Here is a 23,216-nt window from a genome sequence, read left to right on the forward strand (position 1 = left end):
TAGATGTTCAGTATTGGTGAATTCTCAAAGGTTAGTGGATTATCGGTGAAGGCGCTTCGTTTTTATCACGAGAAGGGTGTGCTTGTGCCTGCACGTGTGGAAGGGGTGACGGGGTACCGGTTTTATGATTGGGAGAATGTTGAGCAGGCTAGAGTGGTCGTTATGCTGCGCGGTTTGGAGTTTTCGATTGAGGAGATCAAGGGGATTTTAAAGGAGTGTGAAGGAGAGGGGGATCTATTAGAGCGACTGGAGAAGAGAAAGTCGGCGGTGAAGGCGAAGATAAAATCGCAGCGTGATGTGTTGGCTGCATTGGATCAGGTGATCAATTTTGAGAAAGCGAGTTTGAAGATGAAAGCTGAAGGTCTGCATGAGATTGAAGAGCGTGTGGTGGATGGGATGTTGGTGGGAGGCGTGCGGATGAAGGGGCGGTATGAGGAGATGGGGAAAGTATTTGGGAAGTTGGGGCGCGGATTGAATCGGCATATTGGTGGGAATGCGATGTGTTTGTATTACGATGGTGTTTATAAGGAGGAGGGAGCGGATTTTGAGCCGATATTCCCTGTGAAGAAGGCGGTGAAGGTTGAGGGGATTGATGTACGTGAGTTATACGGGGGGCGAGCGATTTGTTTGAAGCATGTTGGGCCTTACGACAAGATTGGGGATGTGTATGGCTATCTGTTTGAGTATGCAAAAGAGAAGGGGTATGAGGTGGTATTGCCGACGCGTGAAGTTTATTTGAAAGGGCCGGGCATGATTTTTAAGGGGAATCCGGAGAAGTATGTTACAGAAGTTCAGATGTTGATTGCGTGATGCTTAGCCTAATCGAAAGATAGGTTTTAATAACCGAGGGAGTTGCCTGAAGAGGTTGGGGGTGGTGATGATCAACTGGGGTGCTGATTAAGCTGATAAATTGAGATGGAGTTGCGGCAGAATATTTTGTGATCAGCTTAAGTGATGGGAAATTCAAGATGCATATGTCAGTGGGGAACTATGTTGCGTTGGTTTGGGTTGTATTTTTGAGTTGGGGTGTTGTTGGCTGTGTGGCTGGCGGTGGCGGCGAGATGGATGATGAGGATGTGAAGAAGGATGAGCAGCGATCTGATGATGAGGTATCGCAACAGGATGAGGATGGCGATGATATTACGATGAGTGAGTTTGATGCGGAGGAGGAGCGTGGTGTGGGGCGTGATAATGCAGGCGAGGAAGCAGAGTCGGATTGGAATGCGCAGATGGCTGTGGATGACGGTGAGATGGAGGAAAGCGGTGAAGCTGTGATGGTCAGGGAGACAGATGAACAGCGAGCGAAGCGCGAGGCATGGGGGAATGAGAATACGAAGCAGATGAAGAAGATGAAGGGGTTTGGTCAGTTGGAGTATGGGAAATTGAGAGGCCAAATTCAGGGCGGTGAGTATGAGTCACCGGATCGTGTGTTTAAGGTGAGAGAGCCGATGCTGGTTGGGCCGAATGAGTCGGTGCTGGATTATTACAATGAAGATTTGGGGATGTGGGTTGTGAAGTTTTCGGATTATGATGGGCGTTTTTATACGGTGATGTGGGGGATGCCGGAGGGTCTGAATTTGGATGATCGGCTTAGCCATGAGGATCAGGCATGGGCGGTACATGCGTGGTTTGTGAAGCAAGCGGATGAGGAAGATGATGGGGAAGTGAAGGTATTGGATGCATATTATGATGCGATGATTGCGAATGGTGGCGTGGTGTCGTTGGATTATTGGGAGAAACGGAGTGCGGTGCTGCGATCTTGGGAAGAGGATCATCCGGATCGGGCAGGTGAGAAGGTTAAGAAGTATGAGCGTTTGGATCGGTATTTTGGAGCGTTTACGACGGTGTATCGAGGCAGAGTCGTGAGGTTAGAGGTGGATGATCGTGCGAATATGTTTGAAGAGGATCACGCGAAGCTCGGCGGCGAGCAGGGGCTGTGGACGAAAGAACGCCGGGTATATTTGATGAATGAGATTTTGGATTGGTCGAAATCTTTGAAGTTGAATCCGGGGGCGTTGGAGTTGGAAACGGTTGAATCGCAACCAAGGTAGCAATGAATAGAAATGCAGTGGTTCACGAAGCACGTCGTAGGGGGCGTGCTTTGTTATATAAAGATGTTATTGTTGCTCTTCATTATTATCTAACTGTTGCTTAGATTTATCAGCGGCGTCTTGTTCGTCATTACGCTGGCGGTGGGCTTGAAGTTTGCGCTCGATTTCATCGAGTTGAGCGTCCTGGTCTTCGGGGAGGAATTCCTCTTCATCCTCGCTGAGCCATCCTCCCTCTGTTTCATGGTCATCTTCTGGGGATTCATCGTCTTGGGTTGCATCGCCATTGGGATCGGCTGCAGGATTATGTCCTGTAGTTTGGGCGTTTTTAGCTGCGAAGGGGTTGGCGCGTTTTGATTCTTTGTAGACAGGAGGAGGGAAACCATAGCGGAGGTACTGCTCGCGTTCCCATTGGCGGAGATCGCGTTTCCATGCGGCTGCGTTGAATTTTTCGCCTGTTTCTTCGGCTTTTTGCTTGGCTTCTGCGGTGCGTCGCATTTTTTCACGGCGCATGTGATGTTGGAAACCAAGGAGGTCGGGCCAACCGTATTCGAGTTCGCCTGTTTCGGGGTTTTTCCATTTTTCTGAGGCATCGATGTCTTCGAGTGATTTGTTTTGATCCTCGACGGGGATGGGAACGAGTTCGATGTCGTCTTTAGCGGCGTTTTGTCGGATGGTAACGCGGTTGTTTCGTGCGAGTTCGAGTGTGGCGAGGAATAGGCCGATCATTTCGGAACGGTTGGTGCGGCCTGTGAAGATTTGTTGGAGGGACATGGGGCCGTCGGATGCGAGGAGGTCGTAGATGTCGTCGGCATGGACGGAGATGGGTGTGTCGTCGTAGGTGACTTCGTGGAAGTTTTTACGTCCGATGGAGTCGAGGAGGCGGCCGAAGGCGCGGCAGAGGTCGAGGACATTGATGTCGGCGAGGTCGATTTCAGGTTCTTCGGGCTGCGCGTCTGGGTCTTCCATGGCCTTTTTGGGGGCGGACTGGAAGCGGTTTTGCCATTCGTATTCGCGGTGTTCGAGTTCGATCGATGCGTCTTTGAATCGTTTGTAGGCGAGGAGTTGCTGGACGAGTTCGTAACGTGGGTCGGACTCGTCGAGGCGGTTTTGTTCTTCTTCGGTGAGCTCTTCTTCGCCGGAGCGCTCGCGGATGGCTTCGTCGATGCGTGGGACGAGGAGTTGAGATTTGATTTCGAGGAGGGTGGCGGCCATGACGAGGAACTCGCCGGCACGGTCGACATCGAAGGTTTGGATAACCTTGATGTGATCAAGATATTGTTCGGTGAGTTCGGAGACGGGGATGTCGTAGAGGTCGATTTCGTTGCGGCGGACGAGATAGAGGAGTAGGTCGAGCGGGCCTGAATAGGCGTCGAGGCGGACTTTGTAGGCTTGAGGTGAGGCGGGAGAGGGATCGGCCTGATTAGGCGCGGGTGATGAGGTGGGCTGAGGGGCTTGTTTGGGGGTGGGTGGATTGTCGGGGGCTTGCTCGATCATAGGGGAGTAATTTTAGCGGATTTTTGGGGGTGATGCTGGGCAGATTTGGGGGGATTATGGTGGAAAAGCGCGTTATGGCGATGAATGAGGGGTGGGGCGGTGAGTGAAGCGCGGCAGGGTGTATAATGGTGCTTTGAATCAACCTTGAGACTGGATGAACCATTCATGACTGAGATGCCAAAAGAAACGTGTGATGGTGTGGGGAATAAGTCGAACGATCAGCGTTTTGCTGAGGAAGTGTTGCGGGTCGAGCGGGAAACGATCGGGCGGTTAGTGTTGGGGGATGCGTTTCATGCAGCAGTGAAGTTGGTGCTTGAAAAAACGGGAGGCTGGATGTCGGGGGTCGGGGGTGCATCGAACGGTGGGTCGTTGGTGATCTCTGGGATGGGGAAATCAGGGCTGATTGGGCAGAAGCTTAGCGCGACATTTGCGTCGACGGGAACGGCATCTCATTTCCTGCATCCATCTGAGGCGATGCATGGTGATCTTGGGAAAGTGCAACGCGGTGATGTGGTGATGATCTTATCATATGGCGGAAACACGGAGGAAGTTGTGTCGTTGGCGTCACTGCTGAGGCAGGATGATGTGCCGGTGATCGCGATGGTGGGGACGGATGATTGTGAGTTGGCAAGATTGTCAGAGGTGGTGTTGGAAGTGGGTGATATTACAGAAGCATGTCCGTTGAATTTAGCGCCGACAGCTTCAACGACGGCGATGTTGGCGTTGGGGGATGCGCTGGCGTTAACGGTGTCGCGGCGTCGTGATTTTGGGGTAGATGATTTTAAGCGCGTGCATCCGGGAGGTGGCTTGGGCAGGCAGCTGATGCCGGTGGTCCAGGCGATGCGGTTTAAGGTGGGAGAGAATTTGCCGCTGGTGAATGAGGCGGCGAGTGTTCGAGAAGCATTTGAGGAGGCGGACGCATTCGCAGCGAAACGAAAGATCCGTCGGACAGGTGCGATTTTGGTGGTGAATGATATAGGAGAGCTGGCGGGGATATTTACGGATGCGGACTTCAGGCGGTTGGCGATGAAGGGGGCTAATCAAGCGTTAGGTACGATGATTAAGGATGCGATGACGAAAGAGCCGCGAAAGCTGGGAAGTGATTCGATTGTGCGTGATGCGGTGCATCTGGTGCGTGAATTACGGATTGATGAGATCCCGGTGGTAGACGGTGCGAATCGACCTGTTGGGCTGGTGGACGTGCAGGATTTGATTGCTTTGAAAGTAATCGAGGGTTAAGTGCTGATTAGTATTTTTGTTTACAGGCGGCGTTCATCATTGCGCGGACGACGAGATGGTGGAATGGTCGGATGAGGTTGAAGTAGATGGGGCCGGTCCAGTGCTTGTATTTGACGACGGTGGTGACGGTGAAGTGGCTTTTATTATCGGTTGTGACAGCGAGCCAAGCAGCGAGGTGGTTATCTTCGGGAGCTTCGACAATCCAGTACTGATCTTCCTGGGCTTCTCGGACGGTGAAAAAGAGGGCGAGTTGGTTGGGGGTGAAGGGGACATCTTGCGGAGATGTGATGGTGGTGATCGTTGGATGGCCGGTCTTGAGGCGGAGGAGGGTAGTGAGAATGAGACGTATTTTATAGAATATTTTGAGCCACCACGGAGAGTAGGATATGAAGCCGAGGATGAATTGGCGAAGGGTGAGATTGCAGGTGGTATGCTTGCGGTCGACGTGATTTGCGCCTTGGAGGTAAGGTTCGAGGATGGGATTGATTGGATGCGTCAATGTGCAACTCCTTGTGAACCAAGTAGAATTACTTAACAGACAGCCTAAGCAATAAAACTGACATTTCTTAGCGGAAGTATAATGGTTTATTGTCGATAATGTATATGTTGCGTGAATTAATAAATTGAAATGAGATAAGCGAGTTAGCTGATGCGCGAGATTAAATTGATTGTATGTGACGTGGATGGCGTGCTTACGTCTGGTGAGATTATCTATGATAATCAGGGTAATGAACTGAAGAAGTTTAATGTGAAGGATGGGTTTGGGATTAAAGCTGCTCAGCTGACTGGTGTTAAGGTGGGTGTGATTACAGCTCGTGAGTCTGAGGTGGTACACAAACGGGTTGCGGAATTAGGGATGGGTGATTACTACCACTATGGCGTTCACGATAAGGCGGTGGCTGTCCAGAAATTAGCAGAAGCTGCGGGCTGTGAATTGGAAGAGGTCGCGTATGTGGGTGATGACGTGATTGATATGTCTGCGATGAAGTTGGTGGGGTATCCGATTGCGGTGGCTGATGCGGTGCAAGAAGTGAAGGACTTGTCGAAGCATGTGATGATCAATAAAGGCGGTGAAGGGGCGGTGCGTGAAGCGATTGAAATGATTCTCAAGACGCAGGGGACGTGGCATCGGGTGATTGAGACGTATGGTGGGGCAAGGAAATCGGTGTGATGGTTTATCGAAGCATTGCTTTAGAGATGGCAACGATCTAATGGCTAGAGATGTTTGTTTGATACATCAAATAATTTATGGTGTTGGTTGAGCAACTTTGTGATGTATTGAGATTCTTCGACTGTGGCGTAAGGAGAGAATAATTTATACGTCTTGCCTGCGATGGTTTTGATTTGGGGTTTATATGCGAATCCGTTGATAAAAGCGGTGTCTTTATCACCATTATCTTGGATGGCATAGTAGAAGAAGTTGATTTGATTGGCTGGGAAGAATTGTTTGCCTATATGGGGTAGAGGTGATTCTTTCTTAGTGAGGCCGAGAGGAGAGAGTGTGAGAGTGGTTGTGTTGAGGATGGAGGCTATTGTGCCGTAGATCAAAAATAAGCCTATGATCCAAAAGATCAATAGGAAGGTGTTTTCTAGAAAGAACTGAAGTGTGAAGATGGGTTGGTTGTTTGCGATCGCTTGCCAGATGGGGATGCCGACGGCAGCGTTCCATAATAGCGTGATGATGACGGCGAAGAAGAATTGTAGTCGTGGCCAACGGTATTGAATGACGCAGGTGTCTTCAATGGTGTTGACGATGATACGGTTGGTTGGCGGTTGGAGAGGAAGGTTGTTGGCTTGATTAGCAGTTTGGATGTAATTCTTAAGATTTATGTTTTTTAGGCAGTTGAGGCAAGAAGCATCGAGTGTTGCGATATCTAAGTTTGAGGCAGGGATAGGGTGCTTGCAATTTGGGCAGGTGATATTCATGTTGCCGATCCAGATGAGGATTGGGGGCGATAATTATGTGCCGACTGTTTGTAGTGAGGAGATGCCGGTTTGGCGTTCGAGTTCTTGCTCGATGTAAAGGGCGTGGGATTTTTCTGCGAGGCGTGCGGCGATGAGTTGATCTTTGCCTTCGATCATGATGGCGAAGACGTTGTAACGGGGCATGTCGTTGACGGTAACGCCACTTTTCTTGACGTGGAATTGTTTGATTTGGGCGGGGTCGAGGCGTTTGTTGCCGAACCATGGGAATGGGCCGTGTGAGACGCGGAGCTGATTGGCGTCGAGTGAGTAGATGGTGCGGTTGAAGAGGCCGGTGATTGCAGAGTAGGAAGTGCCGATGCCAACGCAGATGAATGGGATCATGAAAAGGGGAAGGAACCAATCGACGTCGGATAGCGATTGGGCCGTGGCGATGTCTTTGATAGCCTGATAGACGAAGATGCTGACGATGCTGTTCCAGAAGAGGGCAAAGAAAAGGAAGAAGAAGGCGCCGCCGTTGAACCAGCGGTGGATCATACGAAAGCTGTGAGAATGTGGATCGATTTTAAGGAAGGCGGGTTTATCGACAGTGTGCTTGGTTTGGATAATACCTTCTTCTGTATCGGGGAGCTGATCGGTGATGCTGAAAATTGAATCGCATGCGTTACATTTAGCGATCATGTGTTCGATGTTGATGTCATCGGAAGGAATTGCTTTATTGCAGTTTTCGCATTGGATTTTCATGTTGCCTCACTTTTGGGTTACTCCATCATTTCTAGCAGGTCGTTGATTTCTTGTGCGGCGTGGTCATCGCCTGATTCGACGGCCATTTTGATGCCGAGATTGAGGACGGATTTAGCGTCGTGGTCTTCGCCAAGCTCAGAGAGCATTTTTGCTTTTTGGAAATAGGCGTAGCAATAGTGCTTATCGAGGTCGAGGGTTTTGTCGAGCCAATCGATAGCGGTTTGGAAATCTTCGGTTTTGGCGTGTTCGAGGGCGATGCCGTAAGTGACGAAAGGGTCAGTCGGGTCGGCATCGAACATTTTTTGCAATTGATTTAAGCGATCACTCATGCGGGCATTATAATGCATTCACAATGTATTGAATAGAAATGAAAACGTTATGTGTTTTACATTTAACAGTTGATATTTTTTTAAGTACATTGCGAATTGTTCTTTTATTACAGTTTGTTTCGATCCATAATAATTAGTCGCTTAGCGAGATTGAAAAAATGTCGCATTCTGAATTACTTTGTTTTTGCGGATCAGGTAAAAAATATTTCCAATGTCACACAAAATTTGAGGGTATGCAAGAGCCATCTGATAGAGATTTGCATAATGTTGATCAATATGTTCCTCAAGAACGCGTATGCTACGCGCCCGACTTTCTACGAAAATGTAATGGTAAGATCATTAGGTCACATACAATACAGAAAAAGGGTAGCTTGTCATTTATTGCGGATAATGGGCATGTTATCGGTGTGAAATTTGGTGATAAATACAATAATCATATACGGTTTGATAAAATTGGAATAAACAAAGCTTCGACATTTTATGGTTTTTGCCAGCACCACGATAAAGCGATTTTTAAGCCAATTGAAGATGTTGATTTTATTGCAAGTCCTATGCAGTGTTTCTTGATGTGTTTTCGAGCATTATGTTTTGAGTTGTATAAAAGTAGAGGGGCTGTGATAAATAATGATTATCGAGATCTTTGCTGCAGAGGCCAGCACTATAGAGAACAATTAACAATTCATGAAAATGTGAGAAGATATAACGCGGAAACAAAATCAAAAATCCATGATCTGGAAATATTAAAACGATGGATGGACAGCAGCATATCAAAAGGCGTAATACCAAAGAATTTTGCCTTTACTGTAATTGAGTACAACGAACAATCGCCATTTCATGTTTCAGCTGTGATTAGCCCAGAATATGATTTTGAGGGGCGACAATTACTAGAGCTATCAGATCTTAGCAGTTTTTCGGATCGTGTAATGATTTCAACAATCCCCTTGGAACGAAAAAAGGGTTGTATGGTTTTGGGGTGGAATTCGTCCTTCTGTGGGGCGTCAGAAAGTTTTGTGAATTCGTTTGTTGATCAAACTAAATTGCTTGGTTTTGATGTACTGTTGCAATCTTCAATTATATTAGCGGAGAATATTTATTTAAATCCTTCTTGGTGGGAGTCATTAGGTAGCCATCGTGATGTTTTAAATGATATGTTGGAGCATAATATTCAGGATTATGGCTTAAATAGTTTGAAAGATATCCAGTCGTCAGGCCTGTTTGATAGTACTGAATTCAGATTTCAGAGTTTCGGTGGGGGTTAGTCGTCAATGTCGATGATTTCGGCGGTGACGGTTTCTAGGTCGAGGATGGCGACGGTGCAGCGGCCTGTGAGCCAACCACAGCATTCACCGGGGTTGAGGAAGAGTGTTGAGGAGTCGTGGCCGGGGAGGGTGCGGGTTTCGTTGACGATTTCGTGGGTGTGGCCGGTGATGATGACGTCGGCGGGTTTGTTATTTGGGGTCATGTCATCGGTTTTGAGCCAATCGATGAAATGCGACATGACGATGGTTCTGTTGTGGAGTGTGACGGTGATCTGGTCTTCGAGATCGGGTAGGACAGATTTGAGGCCCTTGCGTTCGCCATCGTTGTTGCCGAAGACGCAGTAAAGGGGGATGGGGAGAACTGAGGGGGCAATGAGCTTTGCGGCGAAGGGAGCGACGTAGTCGCCGGCATGAAAGATAGCGTCAACGTTCTGCTTGCGGAAAAACGCGATGGCTTTCTTGAATGTGGGGAGGCGGTCGTGTGTATCGCTAATAACGCCGATTTTCATGGGAGGCTCCTTAAACGGGGTTTGCGAGGGTGTGAAATGGAGGGGTGAGGAGCGGGAGAGATTGTGACTAACTATGCACAATGCTATTCAAGATGGCAGAGAGGTCAATGGGGGACAGTCTTGCGTGCAATGGTTGAAGGAGGGAAAGATGGGGGAGATGGGATGATTCGATTAATAAGATGTGCGAAATGGTGTGTATAGTGGGGTGAAAAGGGCGTCTGATTCGCCATTTGAGGGGCAAATGGGTAAACTTCATCAAATTTAGGTGAAAATTGTCTCGATCGGTGCGCGATTTGTTCGCGCTGATTTGTAGGCGATTGGTTTGAGTTAATGTTCCCGAAAGCTGGGCGCTGTGGCGCTGGTGCTGTTCTTACAGGTGAAACATGCCAAAAAGAGAAGATATCAAAACGATCCTGATCATCGGTGCAGGCCCTATTGTGATTGGCCAGGGCTGTGAGTTCGATTATTCAGGGACACAGGCGTGTAAGGCTCTCAAAGAAGAGGGTTACAACGTCGTGCTGATTAACTCGAACCCGGCGACGATTATGACCGATCCGGAGTTTTCGGACAGGACATATATTGAGCCGATCACGCCGGAAGCGGTTGAGAAGATTATTGCGAAAGAGCAGGATGGGCCGTTCCACATTGATGCGCTATTGCCAACACTCGGTGGACAGACAGGACTTAACTGTGCGTGTCAGATGTTTGATGCGGGTGTGCTTGATAAGTACGGCGTTGAAATGATCGGTGCGAACCGCGAAGTGATCTACCGTGCTGAAGACAGGCTACAGTTTAAAGAGTGCATGGAATCAATCGGTTTGCAGTGTCCAAAAGCAGGCGTTGCAGAAACGATGGATGAAGCGAGAGCGATTCTCGAAGAAGTCGGCTTGCCAGCAATTATACGCCCGGCGTTCACGCTCGGTGGAACAGGCGGTGGGGTTGCATATAACTATGAAGAATTTGAAGACATCGCTAAGCGTGGGTTAGACGCATCGATGAATAGTCAGATTTTGATTGACCAATCGTTGCTTGGTTGGAAAGAATATGAACTCGAAGTGATGCGCGACAAGGATGATAACTGTGTCGTGATCTGCTCAATTGAGAACTTTGATCCGATGGGCGTACATACAGGTGATTCAATCACTGTGGCACCATCTCAGACGCTGACGGATAAAGAATACCAGCGAATGCGCGATGCGTCGCTGGCAATTATGCGTGCGATTGGTGTTGAGACTGGCGGTTCGAACGTGCAGTTTGGTGTGAATCCGGCTGATGGTGAGATTGTGGTGATTGAGATGAATCCACGCGTGTCACGTTCTTCAGCACTTGCTTCCAAAGCTACAGGATTCCCGATTGCAAAGTTGGCGGCTAAGTTAGCAGTCGGTTACACGCTGTGGGAATTGGATAATGATGTTACAGGTGAAACCAAAGCATGCTTTGAACCAACGATTGACTATGTTGTGACGAAGATTCCTCGTTGGACGTTTGAGAAATTCCCAGAAGCAGACGAGACACTGACAACGCAGATGAAGTCGGTTGGTGAGGCGATGAGTATTGGACGTACGTTCAAAGAATCGCTGCAAAAAGGTATCCGCTCGATGGAAGTGAAGCGGTTTGGCATTGGTCTTGATGCGAATGATAAGTGGTTGAATTCATCACGCGGTAAGAAGAATGCGGATGATTCGCCAATTGAGTGGCCGATTAAGGCGACGAAACTTGAGCGAAAATTAGCAAGCCCGTCACAAGGTCGTATGTACTACCTGCGTTATGCGTTCAAGATGGGGAAGTCGGTCGAAGAAGTGAATGCAGCGACGGGCATTGATCCGTGGTTCTTGGATCAGCTTAAGCAATTGATTGATTTTGAGGACGTGCTTTGTAGCTATCAAAGGTTGGAAGACGTGCCAGCGGAAGTGATGAAGCAAGCAAAGCAATGGGGTTATAGTGATCCGCAATTGGCGTATCTGTATCTCGATACAATCGGGACAGAAAACATTTTGAAGGTGCGTGAATACCGCAAATCACTGGGCGTTGAGCCTGTGTATAAATTGGTTGACACCTGTGCGGCAGAGTTTGAAGCAAGTACACCTTACTACTACTCGGCTTATGAATCGCCTATTACGCAAATAGATGATAGTGGCAGTTCGACACAAGTTTATGACGATGAGATCCGTGTTACGGATAAGAAAAAAGTCATCATTCTTGGCGGTGGTCCGAACCGCATCGGGCAGGGGATTGAATTTGATTACTGTTGCGTCCAGGCTGCGTTTGCAGCGAAGGAGCTTGGGTTTGAAGCAGTGATGGTGAACTCAAATCCAGAGACTGTTTCGACGGACTATGACACCAGTGATCTGCTATTCTTTGAGCCATTGACGTTTGAAGATGTGCTGAACATCTGTGAGCGTTTGAATGGGGGTGCGTTTGGAGCTTCTGATAGCAAAAACTTAGTCCATGGCGTGATTGTGTCATTTGGTGGTCAAACTCCGCTTAACTTGGCGCATAGCCTTGAGCGGGCAGGTGTGCCGGTGATTGGTACTGCGGTCGATTCGATCGATCTTGCTGAAGATCGTGAAAGATTTGCTGAGTTATGTGATAAGTTGAATGTGAAGCAGCCTGATAACGGTATTGCATACGATGTTGATCAGGCGATTGAGATTGCGAATCGTATTTCCTATCCGGTGCTGGTGCGTCCTTCGTTTGTGCTGGGCGGTCGTGCGATGGAAACGGTTTATGATGACGATCAGCTACGTCATTACATGACGATTGCGATTGGTGCATCTGATCTTGAAGGGCAGCCGATCCTCGTTGATAAATTTTTGGCTGAAGCGATTGAATGTGATATTGACGTGATCGCTGACTTTGCTCCTGCTGCTGGCAGTGAAGGTAAATCATGCCGAGCATTGGTGTGTGGTGTGCTGGAGCATATTGAAGAAGCTGGTATTCACTCCGGTGACTCAGCTTGCACGATTCCGCCGCACTCGCTGTCGGCTGAAACAATCGAAAAATTGAAGCAGCAGTCACGTGATATGGCAGAAGCCCTGAGTGTGCGTGGTTTGATGAATGTGCAATGGGCGATCCGAAAGGGTACGGTTTCGGGAGAAGACGAGATTTATGTTATTGAAGTGAATCCGCGTGCATCGAGAACTGTACCGTTTGTTGGTAAAGCGACAGGTGTGTCATGGGCGAGATTGGCTGCAAAGGTTATGGCTGGTAAGCAGCTTGAAGAGTTGGGTATAACCGAAGAGGTGATACCGACGCATACTTCGATTAAAGAATCAGTGTTCCCGTTCTCCAAATTCCCTGGTGTTGATGTGATCCTCGGCCCAGAGATGCGTTCTACGGGCGAGTGCATGGGTGCTGACTACGATTACCCGACGGCTTTCGCGAAATCACAATCATCGGCAGGTGTGACACTTCCGACGGAAGGCAAGATATTCTTGTCAGTGAGGGACTCAGACAAGCCAGGCATTGTTGAAATTGCACGCGATCTTGTCGATATGGGTTTTGAAGTCCTGACGACGGGCGGTACGCATGAGTTCTTGAAAGAACAGGGTGTTGAAACCACACGCTTGCGTAAGATTTCAGAGGGGCGACCGAATGCAGTCGACTTAATCAAGAACGAAGAGATCGCGCTGATCTTGAATACGCCGACGCGAAAGGGTGCAGGTTCAGATGAAGGGCATCTCCGTGCAACAGCAGTTCGTTTCCGCACAGGTATGATTACGACGTTGACCGCAGCAAAGGCGGCCGTGGCGGCGATCAAAGCTTTGAGGAATGAAGATTGGCAGGTTAATGCACTGCAAGATTATTTCCCAGAGGTTGCTCGGGAACGGTAATCATGAAGATCATGTAACAAAAAAGACAGGCATTAAGCCTGTCTTTTTTAATTTTCAACTTACGCTGATTTTGTTATTTGTCCTCAATAATTCCCGGCCCCTCTATTGTTTCATCTTTGCGGTGCAGCGCTTTCCAGTTACGTGGGGTAAGTGTTGTTTGCTGTTTGAAGCAACGTGAAAAAATACTTTGTTCCGAGAAGCCGCACGCCCTGGCAACATCTCTTAAAGGCAGATTAGTCTGAGACATTAATTCTTTTGCTCTGCCTATTTGGATTTGCTTGAACATCGCAATTGGAGATTGGGATTCAACCTGGTTGAACAATCTACGTAAATGTGAGGGCGAGATACGTACTGCAGCGGCAACGATTTCAACAGATGGATTGGATGCAAGGTTTTCAGCATACCATGACAGTGCATGAGCAACCTTGCGGTGCGATTCTTTTTCTGGCGTTATGGAGGCTGTCATCGGGACGTCTTTTAATGCGCTCAATGAGAGTTCTAAAAGCAACTTGTCGAACCGCATATTTGAGAGCCCTGTCGGGTATTCGTAATCAGGTACGACCTCCCTGATGCTCTGGTATAAAGCTTGTGATTGTTCTGGGCCAAGTGGTGCGCAGAGTGGGCCATTATCTGTGACGTGGTGTCTCAGTGCATCGGGTACTTGATCAAATTGTGCGACAAATACTCGACAACCGGTGTTAGGTAGCCCTGTCCAGCCATGTAGTTGATGAGGTGCAAAAACCCACATCGTGTGAGATTTGAGGTCGGGATTCATGTTTTCTGGGAGCAGTGGGGCCGCATATCCCTCTACGACAGCCTGGAATTCCCATAAAGCGCGCGTGACGGGTTGTGTGGGGTAATCGCCGTAATGTCTTGTGCCTAATCCGATATAGCCAAGCATACGAAATATCCTATTGAAGTGGTAATTGATAATGCACAATGAAAGCAATGATAATAGCTGAATAATGCGCTTGTTAGTCGAAAATGTCAAATAGAATTTTCAGGCTCTGCCTGCTGCATGAGCGATTATGTTAAATACTAGTTTATAAAGATAATTTATTTAGAATATTTCTAAATAACGGTTGACGTGATCGTCTCGACAGCCTACATTTACTTCGTCGTAAGCAAGCTGTCCGATGATAGTGTGTGGGACGAAATAAATTGTTCTGCGAAGCTGTTGGGCAGCAGGAACACAAAACAGCGGGTCAGGTGAATTCCGCTAGCAAACGATAAAACTCCAGCAACGAGAGAGAATAATCATGTTAACCGTAGGTGACGCTTTTCCAGTTTTTTCATCGAAGGCATGTGTCGGTAACACGCCGGATGATTTAATTACAATTGATAATTCAAGTGATGGTGATAAGTGGCGGGTTTTCTTTTTCTACCCCAAGGACTTCACATTTGTTTGCCCAACTGAGATCGCAGAATTTGGCCGTCGTCTTTCTGAATTTCACGATCGCGATTGCACTGTATTTGGTGGTTCAACTGACAATGAATTTTCGCACCTTGCTTGGCGTAACAGTCATGAGGATCTTCGAGATTTGCCATACCCGCTTATTGCAGCTCAAAAGCTTGCGACGGAATTGGGGATATTAGATGCAGAAGAAGGTGTATGCTTACGTGCAACTTTTATTGTTGATCCGCATGGCGTGATTCAATGGGCGCAAGCAAACAACCTGTCTGTTGGCCGCAATGTCAATGAAGTACTTCGTGTTCTCGACGCAATTCAATCTGACGAACTCTGCCCATGTAATTGGAGCAAGGGTGATGGCTTCATTCAGGTATAATTTCGCAAAATTTAGTGCCGATTTTTTAACGGAAATCGGCATATTTTTTACTCACATCGTATAAGTATCGATAAGGAAGAAATGATGGCAACTATACAATCGGGTGGAATTGAAGCCATAAAAGAGCAATTGTCAGAAGAAGCCAAAGATTTGAAATTGAATCTTTCTGGCATTTTTGCAGGCGGAGTGCTTTCTGAATCACAGACGTGGGGAGTAATCTTAACCAGTGCGTATTTTATTAAAGATGATGCACTTATCGATGCTTTTGAATCTGATGCTGAAGCATCATCGGTATCGAATGAGGTTATTAGTGACGCTAAGGCCGCAGCTTCTATTATGGGTATGAATACCATGTATTACCGATTCAAGCATTTGATTGGTAAGGAATCTTATATGAAAAAACCTGCTCGGCTTCGCATGCAGCGTATGATGACACCTGCAACAAGTAAACTTGATTTTGAGTTAAACTCAACTGCTGCCGCAGTGTTGGCTGGCTGTGAAATGTGCGTCAAAGCTCATGAAGCGAGTGTGCTTAAAGAAGGGCTGTCCGAAGAGCATGTGCATGAGGCTGCGCGTTTGGCCGCAATCATACATGGCGTATCGATTGCACTTCATGTTTCATGATTTGCGAGATAAAATAGATAACCCTGAAACCCAGCATGAGGAGATGCATGCAAGGAGTCGTGTGTAGGGGAATAGATAAAAAGCCACGCAATTAAGTGTGGCTTTTATTGTGTCCTCATGTTGGCATTACGCGACATCTGCAGGTGGAAGGAATGATATGTCCTCATCTTCTGCATTAGCCTCTGAGTCTTCTCGGTCGATTTCTGCTGGATCAACGCCGAGTAGTGCAAGTAGGCCAGTGTCGATAATGAATTGGCTACCAACTAGAAATAAACCATCATCCACTTCATGGACATGTTTTACAAGCACTGCCTGTTGTCCAACAACAAAGCCGCGTTTGGTAAAGCAAATTCGCCATGTTGAGCCGGCGCGTAGGTTTTCTTGGCAAATAAAGCCTAGGCCTCCGCGGCCAATATCACGTAGTTGTATTTCGATTGGTGTCGGGTCGAGCTTGCTGCGATTCATAGGATGAAGTTCAGCTTCACCTCTCACAACGTACCGATCGTAGTGACGGCTACATGGTGAGGATTCTTGAACCATACGAACGTTCTCAAGTCTGCCAAGCTCATCTAGGAGTTCTTCTGGGGATCGTTTGAACATGCTGGTGCTCCGGTAGTTGACGCATCAAGCCGGCTCTGCTCTAGCCTTCGCTTCATGCCTACAACGGCCATGGTTGTCCCCGCCCCAATACTGGAGTCACATAACTGCACCTTTGTTATCGACTCATATTTGATATGTCTTAAGTGTCCATCTGAGATTGCCTAGGGAAAATAGCTATATAACATGATAGTCCAATAATAAGCCAGTCCTTTGATAAGGACTGGCTTAAGCAATCGTCTATTAAAATACACTCATGTTGCCAAGTTATGGCGAAACGAATGGATTTGCCTGGGAATTTTGATCCAGGAAGAAGAGTCGTTCGAAATCGTTCCAAGCTGTGCGTGAACTATTGTCCATAACACGCGACCACTTATAGTGCATATCGCCAGCAGCTTGAGTGCCTGACATCAGTTCGGGAGTCATAGTACCACAGCCGGTCAAAGAAACCGCGACAACTGCGAGGACACATAAAGCTGAAACCGTCTTCAAGGTCTTTGTCATAAAGCACGCCTTTCGATGAATTGACGAGCCAATTGTCCTCATAAAATGATATTTTGTCAAATGTATTTCCTGACATTGGGGCAGGTTTCTTTGCCCAAAAACATACCTACCAACAAGGCGTCGCAAATAGTGACTTTTAGTCATAATATATGCTTGAAATGCCAGCTATTTGGCGATTTTGGCTGTTTGGCTGACCTTTTCTGCTGGACGCAGTACGATATTGACCGGCGTGCCTCTAGGGGGAATCAACGCAATATTGGGTTGTAAAGTCTGACCATCATTTGCACTCGATGGCCCGTCCTCGCTTGAAATAACATCATCGCCAAAACTGACCAGTGAAATGAATGTCCCATTCTCATCGGCCATATATCTTGGCTGGCCGTCCAAATCTTCCGCAAAAGCTGAGCCCGCGAAGACCCATTGCCTGCTACAGATGATTTGCTTGTCGGTTCTCCCAATGATCCATTCGGAGGCAGGAATTCTCACGAATTCGCCGCTTTTGGGATCGGTATACGTCAATTCGATTTCCACTCGATCACCTGTCGCTGGGTAAACCTTCCAGCCATCTTCTTCGCGGATTAGCTTCTGCGGTTTGCCTGGCTTAAGTCCGATCGAAACGAGCGCTAAATGAAGGTGTGAGGGTAGGGCGTCCGTTACAACCAGTGACTCGTATTCACGTGTATTCGGATTACATGCAAGAAGCTCAAGCCAATCGCAGACGTCAGATAGTTCCCAGCAAACTTGGCCGCTAATGGTTACAGTTCTTGTTTCTAAATTGGCAATAATTCCCGGTAAAACAAGCGTTTTAGGGTCGGTGTGGTTATTAGTCTCTTGTTGATATGACGCTTTGCTTTGGCGATCGGTAGTAGCTTCTACGGTTGCAGTTTTCGTAGGCGCTAAGGCGCAACCGCTCAGCAATGCGATTACAAATAAAACGAAACATAAAAGCGGAATCATCTGAAATCGTTCTGTCGTAATACCTTGATTCATGGTTCGAAGTGTATCGCACGAGGCGAAAAGATGAAAAGGAAAAAGGCCCGATTAGGAGAACCCTAATCGAACCTTTCCGGGGGCAAATCTGTGTTGCTCAAGGCAACTGGCCATATGATAGGTTAGCCTGATTGGATTGCAAGTGGTATTCTCATGAATGTATTGCTCAGGCAAAGAAAATGAGTGAGTTATTGCAAAAAAGCTTAATAAAGTCGCAATAGACATTTATAGCAATTGGTGTGAACAATCATTGAATAATTAATGTGGAAAGATTTCTACTCTGATTCTTGAGCTGTTATATATGATCACCTAATGTCTGTTAAGTCGAAATATGACTTACAATCCGCGTTATGCTCAAATGACATCGCAGCAATTTATGCGCAAGTAAGCCTTGAACAACCGCATTACAGGGATTCAGTTATGCAGCAAGACAAAATCAGAATCGGTTTCATTGGTGCCGGTGCAATTTGTGAACTCAGGCATCTGCCCGGCCTTAAAGCAATTGAAGACGTAGAACTGGTTTCTGTTTGTAATAGGACCCCCGATAGTAGTAGTAAAATCGCTAAGAAATGGGGTTTCCAAGATGTCGATACTGATTGGAATGTGCTCATTGCCCGAGAGGATATTGATGCTGTTTTTATTGGCACTTGGCCATACACGCATGCCCAAATGTCAATCGCTGCTCTTGAAGCCGGAAAGCACGTGTTCTGCCAGGCCAGAATGGCCGCTGATGTAGAACAGGCTCGGCAAATGCTCGAGGCCGCTGATGACAGCCCGCATCTCGTAGACATGATCTGTCCACCGCCTCACCGCATGCCTTATGAGCCTTATATTAAGCAGGTGCTTGCTGATAACGAACTTGGTGATCTTCGCGAGGTACGTCTTGTATGCCGTAACGCCGCAGATCTTGGCCCGTTAAATTGGCGGCAACGCACCGAATATTCTGGCCAGCAGATTATGCAAATTGGTATTTGGGCCGAAACCATCAATGCTTGGCTTGGTGAATATGAAGAATTGCGTGCCGAGTTTGAATCACCAATCGACAGCAAGCCTGACCCTGAAAACAACAATCAGGAATATGAGTTGCGCATCCCGCAAATTGTAAAAGTCGCCGGTTGGCTGAAATGTGGGGTCTTTATTCTCGAAGACCACTCCGGCGTGGCTATTGGTGAAAACGCAAACCACCTCACGATTACCGGTAGTCACGGCGCCATGCGCATCAACTACGATGGCGAGATTGAACGTGCAAAAAATGGTGAATCATTTCATCCTGTAGGCCCGCCTGTCACACTGCAGCGTGATTGGCAAGTTGAGCAGGATTTTATAGATGCGATCCATTTGGCTCAAGAAGGCATCCCTTCTTGTGATTGGGGTGTATCACCAGATTTTGCAGAAGGCTTTAAATATATGAAAAAAATGGATGCTCTTTGGCGGGCTGCAAAAACAAGTGATGTCGTCATAGTCTAATTCATGGTTAGCCGTCTTTGGATAGGTATGGTATAATTCTCGGTCATGAATTCTTCAGAATCTAAATACGAACCATTGCCTGCCGATCAGATCACGTGGGCAGCACTCCTTGGACAATGGGTTGAGTTTGCTCGTTCAGCCGTTGCGCTCCCTTCGAATGACGAGGGGGCACGAATGAAGGATTCCATCGCTGATGTGATCATGCTTCAGGCCGTCTGGTTTGCACTTGAAAGCCTCAGCGGCCTCTCCACTGACGAGCAAGCTCTCGGCCTTAACCGCGCTGCGCTTCTAATAAAAAAACACAAAGCAAATCTTGTCAGCCGTTACACGGAAATACAAATGCCGCACTCAATGAGCCAGCTCATTTCAGATGCAGAATCTAGCTACAGCAAAGCCAAATCAGCCGATAAAGAATAATCATTAAACTGCAAAAAAAGCTTTGATTTTACTAGATTCCTCTATATATTGAATTCTTACATCGCTAATCATGTTACTTTTAATTTAACTTCTATTGATTTTTGATTTCAATATTTTAAGTACTTGTTTTCAAATGTTTGTATAACGTTTAGATTGTCATAAATTACATTTACATCGATCTAGTCAATAATTGTTGATTATTATAACCGGCATAAAACCACACGAAACGAACACCAACCAAGGCGGAGAGGTTCTATCATCGTCATCATGTTGCCTGCTACGATTGTGCGTAGGTTATATGGATCAGAGCTTGGTAGAGAGATATACCGGTAGGGAGAGAACACCCACATCATTTAGTATGTGGGTGTTTTTATCTATTGATCCGCTGTATGCAATGATTAGCCCGTGAACCGATTGCAGATATTTAAATACGCCTTCACTGATTCTTTCAGCCCAGTTTGTAGCGCATCCGCGATCAGTGCATGTCCGATCGAAACCTCATCTAGCCACGGAATATGCTGAATCAAATAGCCGAGATTATCTAGATTCAAATCATGCCCCGCATTTAGCCCCAGTCCGGCTTTTTGTGCCGCTTTCGAAGCTTCGATGAACCGCCTTAAAACGTTATCCTGCTCGTCTGTTCCCCATGCATCCGCATACGGCTCCGTGTACAGTTCAACGCGATCTGCGCCAACTTCTTTCGCCAGTCGAATTTCGTCAGGATCAGCATCCATGAATAAGCTCACCCGCCCGCAGTGTTTCTTCAAATCGCCAATCACTTCTATCAGCCGTTCGCGATTTTCGCTTACCTTCCAGCCAGCATTGCTCGTGAACGCTCCCGGATCATCCGGCACTAGCGTGCATTGATCAGGCTTCACCGTTGTGACCAGCTCAATATACTTCCCTTCAAACGGGTTCCCCTCAATGTTATATTCCCGTCCAGCGTATGCCGTTTCTTTCAAAACCTCCTGAATTGCATAGACGTCATACTCACGGATATGGCGCTCATCCGGTCTTGGATGTACGGTCACACCAACCGCTCCCGCGTCCAAAGCCGTTCGCGCAGCCCACGTCACGCTCGGCACCTCCATATGCCGTGTGTTCCTCAGATGCGCTACCTTATTGACATTTACACTCAGCTTCGTCATCACGAGCCTTCCAAATCAATTTCATACAACACAGCCAGGACGGGCCACAGTCTCTGCCACAGATACCATCGGAAAGCTCAACACTTTATCCGCAATCTCACTCCCTCGCCAACCGTATTCATTCAATCAGATTTCGCCAAATGCCATCAGAGACGCAGCCATATTTATAAAGGACATCCCGATCACCAGGATTGCCATCTTTGCCATCCAAGGTTCGTGTTTTAGCTTTTCACCAGCCAAATGCTCGTTTCGTGTTATCAGAAATCTACCACAAGGCGCAAATATCAATTCAGCCAAAATGACTGCATACAGTATCCCCAACATCGCTGTCGCCATTCCCATACCAATCGTACTCGGATCTCTTAAATCACGTAGTATCGCAATCAGTCCTGTGATGAAACTAAAAATCCCAGCTATCCACGCGATGTTTCTTCCGCGATCCATCACCCGGACACTCGCTACAAACTCAGCATTATTCGAAAATCGTTTCCCAATCAGTACCGCTTTTATGCCCCGAATGACGACCCCTAAGCCGCAAGTCATCCATAGCCCCCCAACCGTCAAGCCACCAACAATGATCATCTCCGGAATGTAGATCCACGCGCCAATATCTCCAGCCGCCGACATCCCCCAAACCATAACGGCAAGCATCAGCAATCCGCCCATGTAAAAACTGGAGAGCTTCATGCCTTCCTCATTTGTTTGGCGTGAAGAATCAATCGTTTCTGTATGGTGATCTTGCATGGTGGGCCTCGACAAAGATCTCAAAGAATTCTAAAAAACAATATCAATCATTATCGGCTATCAGCACGTCTATTCTCGATCATCTGATGCCAAATCCAGAACCCGCTACTCATTGCGACCAAACCAAAAATAACTAGCTGCCAAATACAAGCACCATGTCGCAGCAGATCACCCGCATCACCAATATGATTTATCCATCCCAGCCCGATGTATGCACTATTGGCCAGCAAGCAAAAGCCCGCCCACCCCAACGTCCAGCGTTGCGGCCAGATCATAATTCCCACGCGTTTCCATACAATCGTGGAGCCTATCGCCATAACTAACGGCACGGCGCATCCAGCACTTGCACCCATCCACGCCACAAACAGCGGTTGCGGATTGATCCCAATAGTCGTTCTTGAAAAACCAACGGCGGGGACAATAATATCAATCTCGCTTCCACCGCTAAGCCATGCTCCCCATGCATGACCTAACTCATGGATAGCCATCATCCCACACCACCAACTCAATAGACATGCAATAGCCCCAATCCCCGCTCGCCAGCATATCCGATATCTTTTCAATAAAAACAAACACGTCATCTTGCAATATGACGTAGCCACCATCAACTCATTCCATCGAAACTTACATCATTGCAACAGCAATTAAAAACACAATGATACTCGTTGCCCAAAATACTGGATTGGTTAAAACAGCATTTAATAATTTGTGACGCGTAGGTTCTTTGTGATGTACTCTCTTTTTCTTCGCATGATGCTTCGACATGTTAATCCCCTTTAGATATTGGGATTGATAACCTAGCTAATCATTCAAAGTGAAATGCAAAACCATACAAGCCAAGCAAGCAATCTGCTCGCATCACTATTTTAAGCGCTAACATCCAATCATCAAAGAAAAAAACAATCACCTATCATGTATTGCAAGTCCAATCCCCAACAAACATAGCACGCTTCCAGAGACGTATCGTATGCTCCCCGCAATCTTATCATTCTTTTTTAGTTGCTCGCCAAGTTTCGCAGCAAAGACGCCAATGACTCCAAAAACCAAGATCGTCATCACCATAAAAACGGCACCGAGTTCTAGTAGCTGAGTCCATGCCCTGCTATCTTGATTAATGAATTGGGGTAGGAAAGATAGATAAAAAATTGCCACCTTCGGATTCAATATATTCGCAATCACGCTTTGCTTATAAATTTGTTTGATCTGCTTGCCTTCGAGTTTGCCCGAAATATCGAAATGAGATTTATCAAAAAGAGCACGCAACCCCAGATAAATCAGATAACCTGCGCCCACCAATTTAATCACCATAAAAGCAACTGCGCTCGCTTGAAGTATCGCACTGATCCCCACAATTGCAAAAGCAGTGTGTGCCAAGCTTCCAGTTGCAAAGCCAAACGCTGCAGCCAATGCCGCCTTCGTCCCTTGAGCCATGCCGCGAGTTAGTACATAGATCACGTCAGGACCGGGTGTGACTGCCAAGACTGCTGTTACCCCAATAAACAAAACTAATTTTTCCCATGTGACCATAATATTTACGCCTTGACTTGATGTTCATTC

General features: G+C 47.2%; 25 protein-coding genes. 10 read left to right on the top strand and 15 right to left on the bottom strand.

What is annotated here, in order from left to right:
• The first annotated feature begins 3 nt into the window (after window positions 1–3).
• Together KS4_RS03640 and KS4_RS03645 are read left to right on the top strand one after the other, a co-directional pair.
• Window positions 4–810: a MerR family transcriptional regulator gene (locus KS4_RS03640; protein WP_145074766.1), complete on the top strand. Its 807-nt coding sequence runs from the start codon at window positions 4–6 to the stop codon at window positions 808–810.
• Window positions 811–968: 158 nt separating this feature from the next.
• Window positions 969–2,051, top strand: coding sequence for a hypothetical protein (locus tag KS4_RS03645; RefSeq protein WP_145074769.1), 1,083 nt, complete (start codon window positions 969–971; stop codon window positions 2,049–2,051).
• A 66-nt stretch (window positions 2,052–2,117) separates the two neighbouring features.
• Here KS4_RS03645 and KS4_RS03650 read toward each other — a convergent pair whose 3' ends face one another.
• Window positions 2,118–3,545, bottom strand: coding sequence for a segregation and condensation protein A (locus KS4_RS03650; protein ID WP_145074772.1), 1,428 nt, complete (start codon window positions 3,543–3,545; stop codon window positions 2,118–2,120).
• Window positions 3,546–3,710: 165 nt separating this feature from the next.
• Between KS4_RS03650 and KS4_RS03655 the strand changes: the two genes are divergently transcribed.
• Complete coding sequence (locus tag KS4_RS03655; RefSeq protein WP_145074775.1) at window positions 3,711–4,784, top strand: KpsF/GutQ family sugar-phosphate isomerase; 1,074 nt, start codon at window positions 3,711–3,713, stop codon at window positions 4,782–4,784.
• 7 nt (window positions 4,785–4,791) lie between these two features.
• Here KS4_RS03655 and KS4_RS17460 read toward each other — a convergent pair whose 3' ends face one another.
• Window positions 4,792–5,283, bottom strand: coding sequence for a DUF2867 domain-containing protein (locus KS4_RS17460; protein WP_200761535.1), 492 nt, complete (start codon window positions 5,281–5,283; stop codon window positions 4,792–4,794).
• Window positions 5,284–5,433: 150 nt separating this feature from the next.
• Here KS4_RS17460 and KS4_RS03665 point away from each other — a divergent pair, with 150 nt between their 5' ends.
• Window positions 5,434–5,955 (top strand): KdsC family phosphatase, encoded by a 522-nt coding sequence (locus KS4_RS03665; protein WP_145074781.1) that lies wholly within the window; start codon window positions 5,434–5,436, stop codon window positions 5,953–5,955.
• A gap of 44 nt (window positions 5,956–5,999) precedes the next feature.
• On the opposite strand, the gene KS4_RS03670 is transcribed toward KS4_RS03665, so the two are convergent.
• From KS4_RS03670 to KS4_RS03680, 3 genes are read right to left on the bottom strand one after another with little or no spacing between them, the layout of a single operon-like run.
• A complete protein-coding gene (locus KS4_RS03670; RefSeq protein WP_145074783.1) occupies window positions 6,000–6,710 on the bottom strand; it encodes a hypothetical protein in 711 nt (236 codons plus the stop codon).
• 33 nt (window positions 6,711–6,743) lie between these two features.
• Window positions 6,744–7,451, bottom strand: a complete 708-nt coding sequence (locus KS4_RS03675; RefSeq protein WP_145074787.1) for a zinc ribbon domain-containing protein — start codon at window positions 7,449–7,451, stop codon at window positions 6,744–6,746.
• A gap of 17 nt (window positions 7,452–7,468) precedes the next feature.
• Window positions 7,469–7,780 (bottom strand): tetratricopeptide repeat protein, encoded by a 312-nt coding sequence (locus KS4_RS03680; protein WP_145074789.1) that lies wholly within the window; start codon window positions 7,778–7,780, stop codon window positions 7,469–7,471.
• A gap of 158 nt (window positions 7,781–7,938) precedes the next feature.
• Here KS4_RS03680 and KS4_RS03685 point away from each other — a divergent pair, with 158 nt between their 5' ends.
• On the top strand, window positions 7,939–9,039 hold the full coding sequence (locus tag KS4_RS03685; RefSeq protein WP_145074792.1) for a hypothetical protein: 1,101 nt from the start codon (window positions 7,939–7,941) through the stop codon (window positions 9,037–9,039).
• On the opposite strand, the gene KS4_RS03690 is transcribed toward KS4_RS03685, so the two are convergent.
• Window positions 9,036–9,548: a metallophosphoesterase gene (locus tag KS4_RS03690; protein WP_145074795.1), complete on the bottom strand. Its 513-nt coding sequence runs from the start codon at window positions 9,546–9,548 to the stop codon at window positions 9,036–9,038. The two genes, KS4_RS03685 and KS4_RS03690, sit on opposite strands and share 4 nt — an antisense overlap.
• Window positions 9,549–9,931: 383 nt before the next feature.
• Between KS4_RS03690 and carB the strand changes: the two genes are divergently transcribed.
• Entirely contained in the window at window positions 9,932–13,381 is a 3,450-nt protein-coding gene (gene carB / locus KS4_RS03695; RefSeq protein ID WP_145074798.1) for a carbamoyl-phosphate synthase large subunit, read from the top strand.
• Between the two features lie 73 nt (window positions 13,382–13,454).
• Here carB and KS4_RS03700 read toward each other — a convergent pair whose 3' ends face one another.
• Complete coding sequence (locus KS4_RS03700; protein ID WP_145074800.1) at window positions 13,455–14,282, bottom strand: helix-turn-helix domain-containing protein; 828 nt, start codon at window positions 14,280–14,282, stop codon at window positions 13,455–13,457.
• Window positions 14,283–14,640: 358 nt separating this feature from the next.
• Between KS4_RS03700 and KS4_RS03705 the strand changes: the two genes are divergently transcribed.
• The gene (locus tag KS4_RS03705; RefSeq protein WP_145074803.1) at window positions 14,641–15,168 is read left to right on the top strand and encodes a peroxiredoxin; all 528 of its coding nucleotides are present in this window, start codon (window positions 14,641–14,643) and stop codon (window positions 15,166–15,168) included.
• Between the two features lie 84 nt (window positions 15,169–15,252).
• Window positions 15,253–15,792 carry a carboxymuconolactone decarboxylase family protein gene (locus KS4_RS03710; RefSeq protein ID WP_200761536.1) on the top strand — a complete coding sequence of 180 codons (540 nt, stop codon included), beginning with the start codon at window positions 15,253–15,255 and terminating at the stop codon, window positions 15,790–15,792.
• 126 nt (window positions 15,793–15,918) lie between these two features.
• Here the strand turns inward: KS4_RS03710 and KS4_RS03715 are convergent, their stop codons facing one another.
• The 3 genes from KS4_RS03715 to KS4_RS03725 all read right to left on the bottom strand — a co-directional run bounded on the left by KS4_RS03715 (window position 15,919) and on the right by KS4_RS03725 (window position 17,883).
• Window positions 15,919–16,392: a hypothetical protein gene (locus KS4_RS03715; RefSeq protein WP_145074809.1), complete on the bottom strand. Its 474-nt coding sequence runs from the start codon at window positions 16,390–16,392 to the stop codon at window positions 15,919–15,921.
• 264 nt (window positions 16,393–16,656) lie between these two features.
• On the bottom strand, window positions 16,657–16,893 hold the full coding sequence (locus KS4_RS03720; protein WP_145074812.1) for a hypothetical protein: 237 nt from the start codon (window positions 16,891–16,893) through the stop codon (window positions 16,657–16,659).
• 165 nt (window positions 16,894–17,058) lie between these two features.
• Window positions 17,059–17,883 carry a YdjY domain-containing protein gene (locus KS4_RS03725; protein WP_145074815.1) on the bottom strand — a complete coding sequence of 275 codons (825 nt, stop codon included), beginning with the start codon at window positions 17,881–17,883 and terminating at the stop codon, window positions 17,059–17,061.
• 420 nt (window positions 17,884–18,303) lie between these two features.
• Between KS4_RS03725 and KS4_RS03730 the strand changes: the two genes are divergently transcribed.
• On the top strand, window positions 18,304–19,350 hold the full coding sequence (locus tag KS4_RS03730) for a Gfo/Idh/MocA family protein (RefSeq protein WP_200761537.1): 1,047 nt from the start codon (window positions 18,304–18,306) through the stop codon (window positions 19,348–19,350).
• A 45-nt stretch (window positions 19,351–19,395) separates the two neighbouring features.
• Entirely contained in the window at window positions 19,396–19,767 is a 372-nt protein-coding gene (locus KS4_RS03735; protein WP_145074820.1) for a hypothetical protein, read from the top strand.
• Window positions 19,768–20,165: 398 nt separating this feature from the next.
• Here KS4_RS03735 and KS4_RS03740 read toward each other — a convergent pair whose 3' ends face one another.
• The 5 genes from KS4_RS03740 to KS4_RS03755 form a co-directional block, all read right to left on the bottom strand.
• Window positions 20,166–20,915 carry a pyridoxine 5'-phosphate synthase gene (locus KS4_RS03740; protein WP_145074823.1) on the bottom strand — a complete coding sequence of 250 codons (750 nt, stop codon included), beginning with the start codon at window positions 20,913–20,915 and terminating at the stop codon, window positions 20,166–20,168.
• A 126-nt stretch (window positions 20,916–21,041) separates the two neighbouring features.
• Window positions 21,042–21,659 (bottom strand): MotA/TolQ/ExbB proton channel family protein, encoded by a 618-nt coding sequence (locus KS4_RS03745; protein WP_145074826.1) that lies wholly within the window; start codon window positions 21,657–21,659, stop codon window positions 21,042–21,044.
• Window positions 21,660–21,709: 50 nt separating this feature from the next.
• The gene (locus tag KS4_RS03750) at window positions 21,710–22,150 is read right to left on the bottom strand and encodes a hypothetical protein (protein ID WP_145074829.1); all 441 of its coding nucleotides are present in this window, start codon (window positions 22,148–22,150) and stop codon (window positions 21,710–21,712) included.
• A gap of 133 nt (window positions 22,151–22,283) precedes the next feature.
• The gene (locus KS4_RS17465; protein WP_200761538.1) at window positions 22,284–22,424 is read right to left on the bottom strand and encodes a hypothetical protein; all 141 of its coding nucleotides are present in this window, start codon (window positions 22,422–22,424) and stop codon (window positions 22,284–22,286) included.
• Between the two features lie 138 nt (window positions 22,425–22,562).
• On the bottom strand, window positions 22,563–23,186 hold the full coding sequence (locus KS4_RS03755; RefSeq protein ID WP_145074832.1) for a LysE family translocator: 624 nt from the start codon (window positions 23,184–23,186) through the stop codon (window positions 22,563–22,565).
• Window positions 23,187–23,216: the final 30 nt, after the last annotated feature.

Origin of the sequence: Poriferisphaera corsica (assembly GCF_007747445.1) — a bacterium.
In the GTDB taxonomy this organism is placed as follows: domain Bacteria; phylum Planctomycetota; class Phycisphaerae; order Phycisphaerales; family Phycisphaeraceae; genus Poriferisphaera; species Poriferisphaera corsica.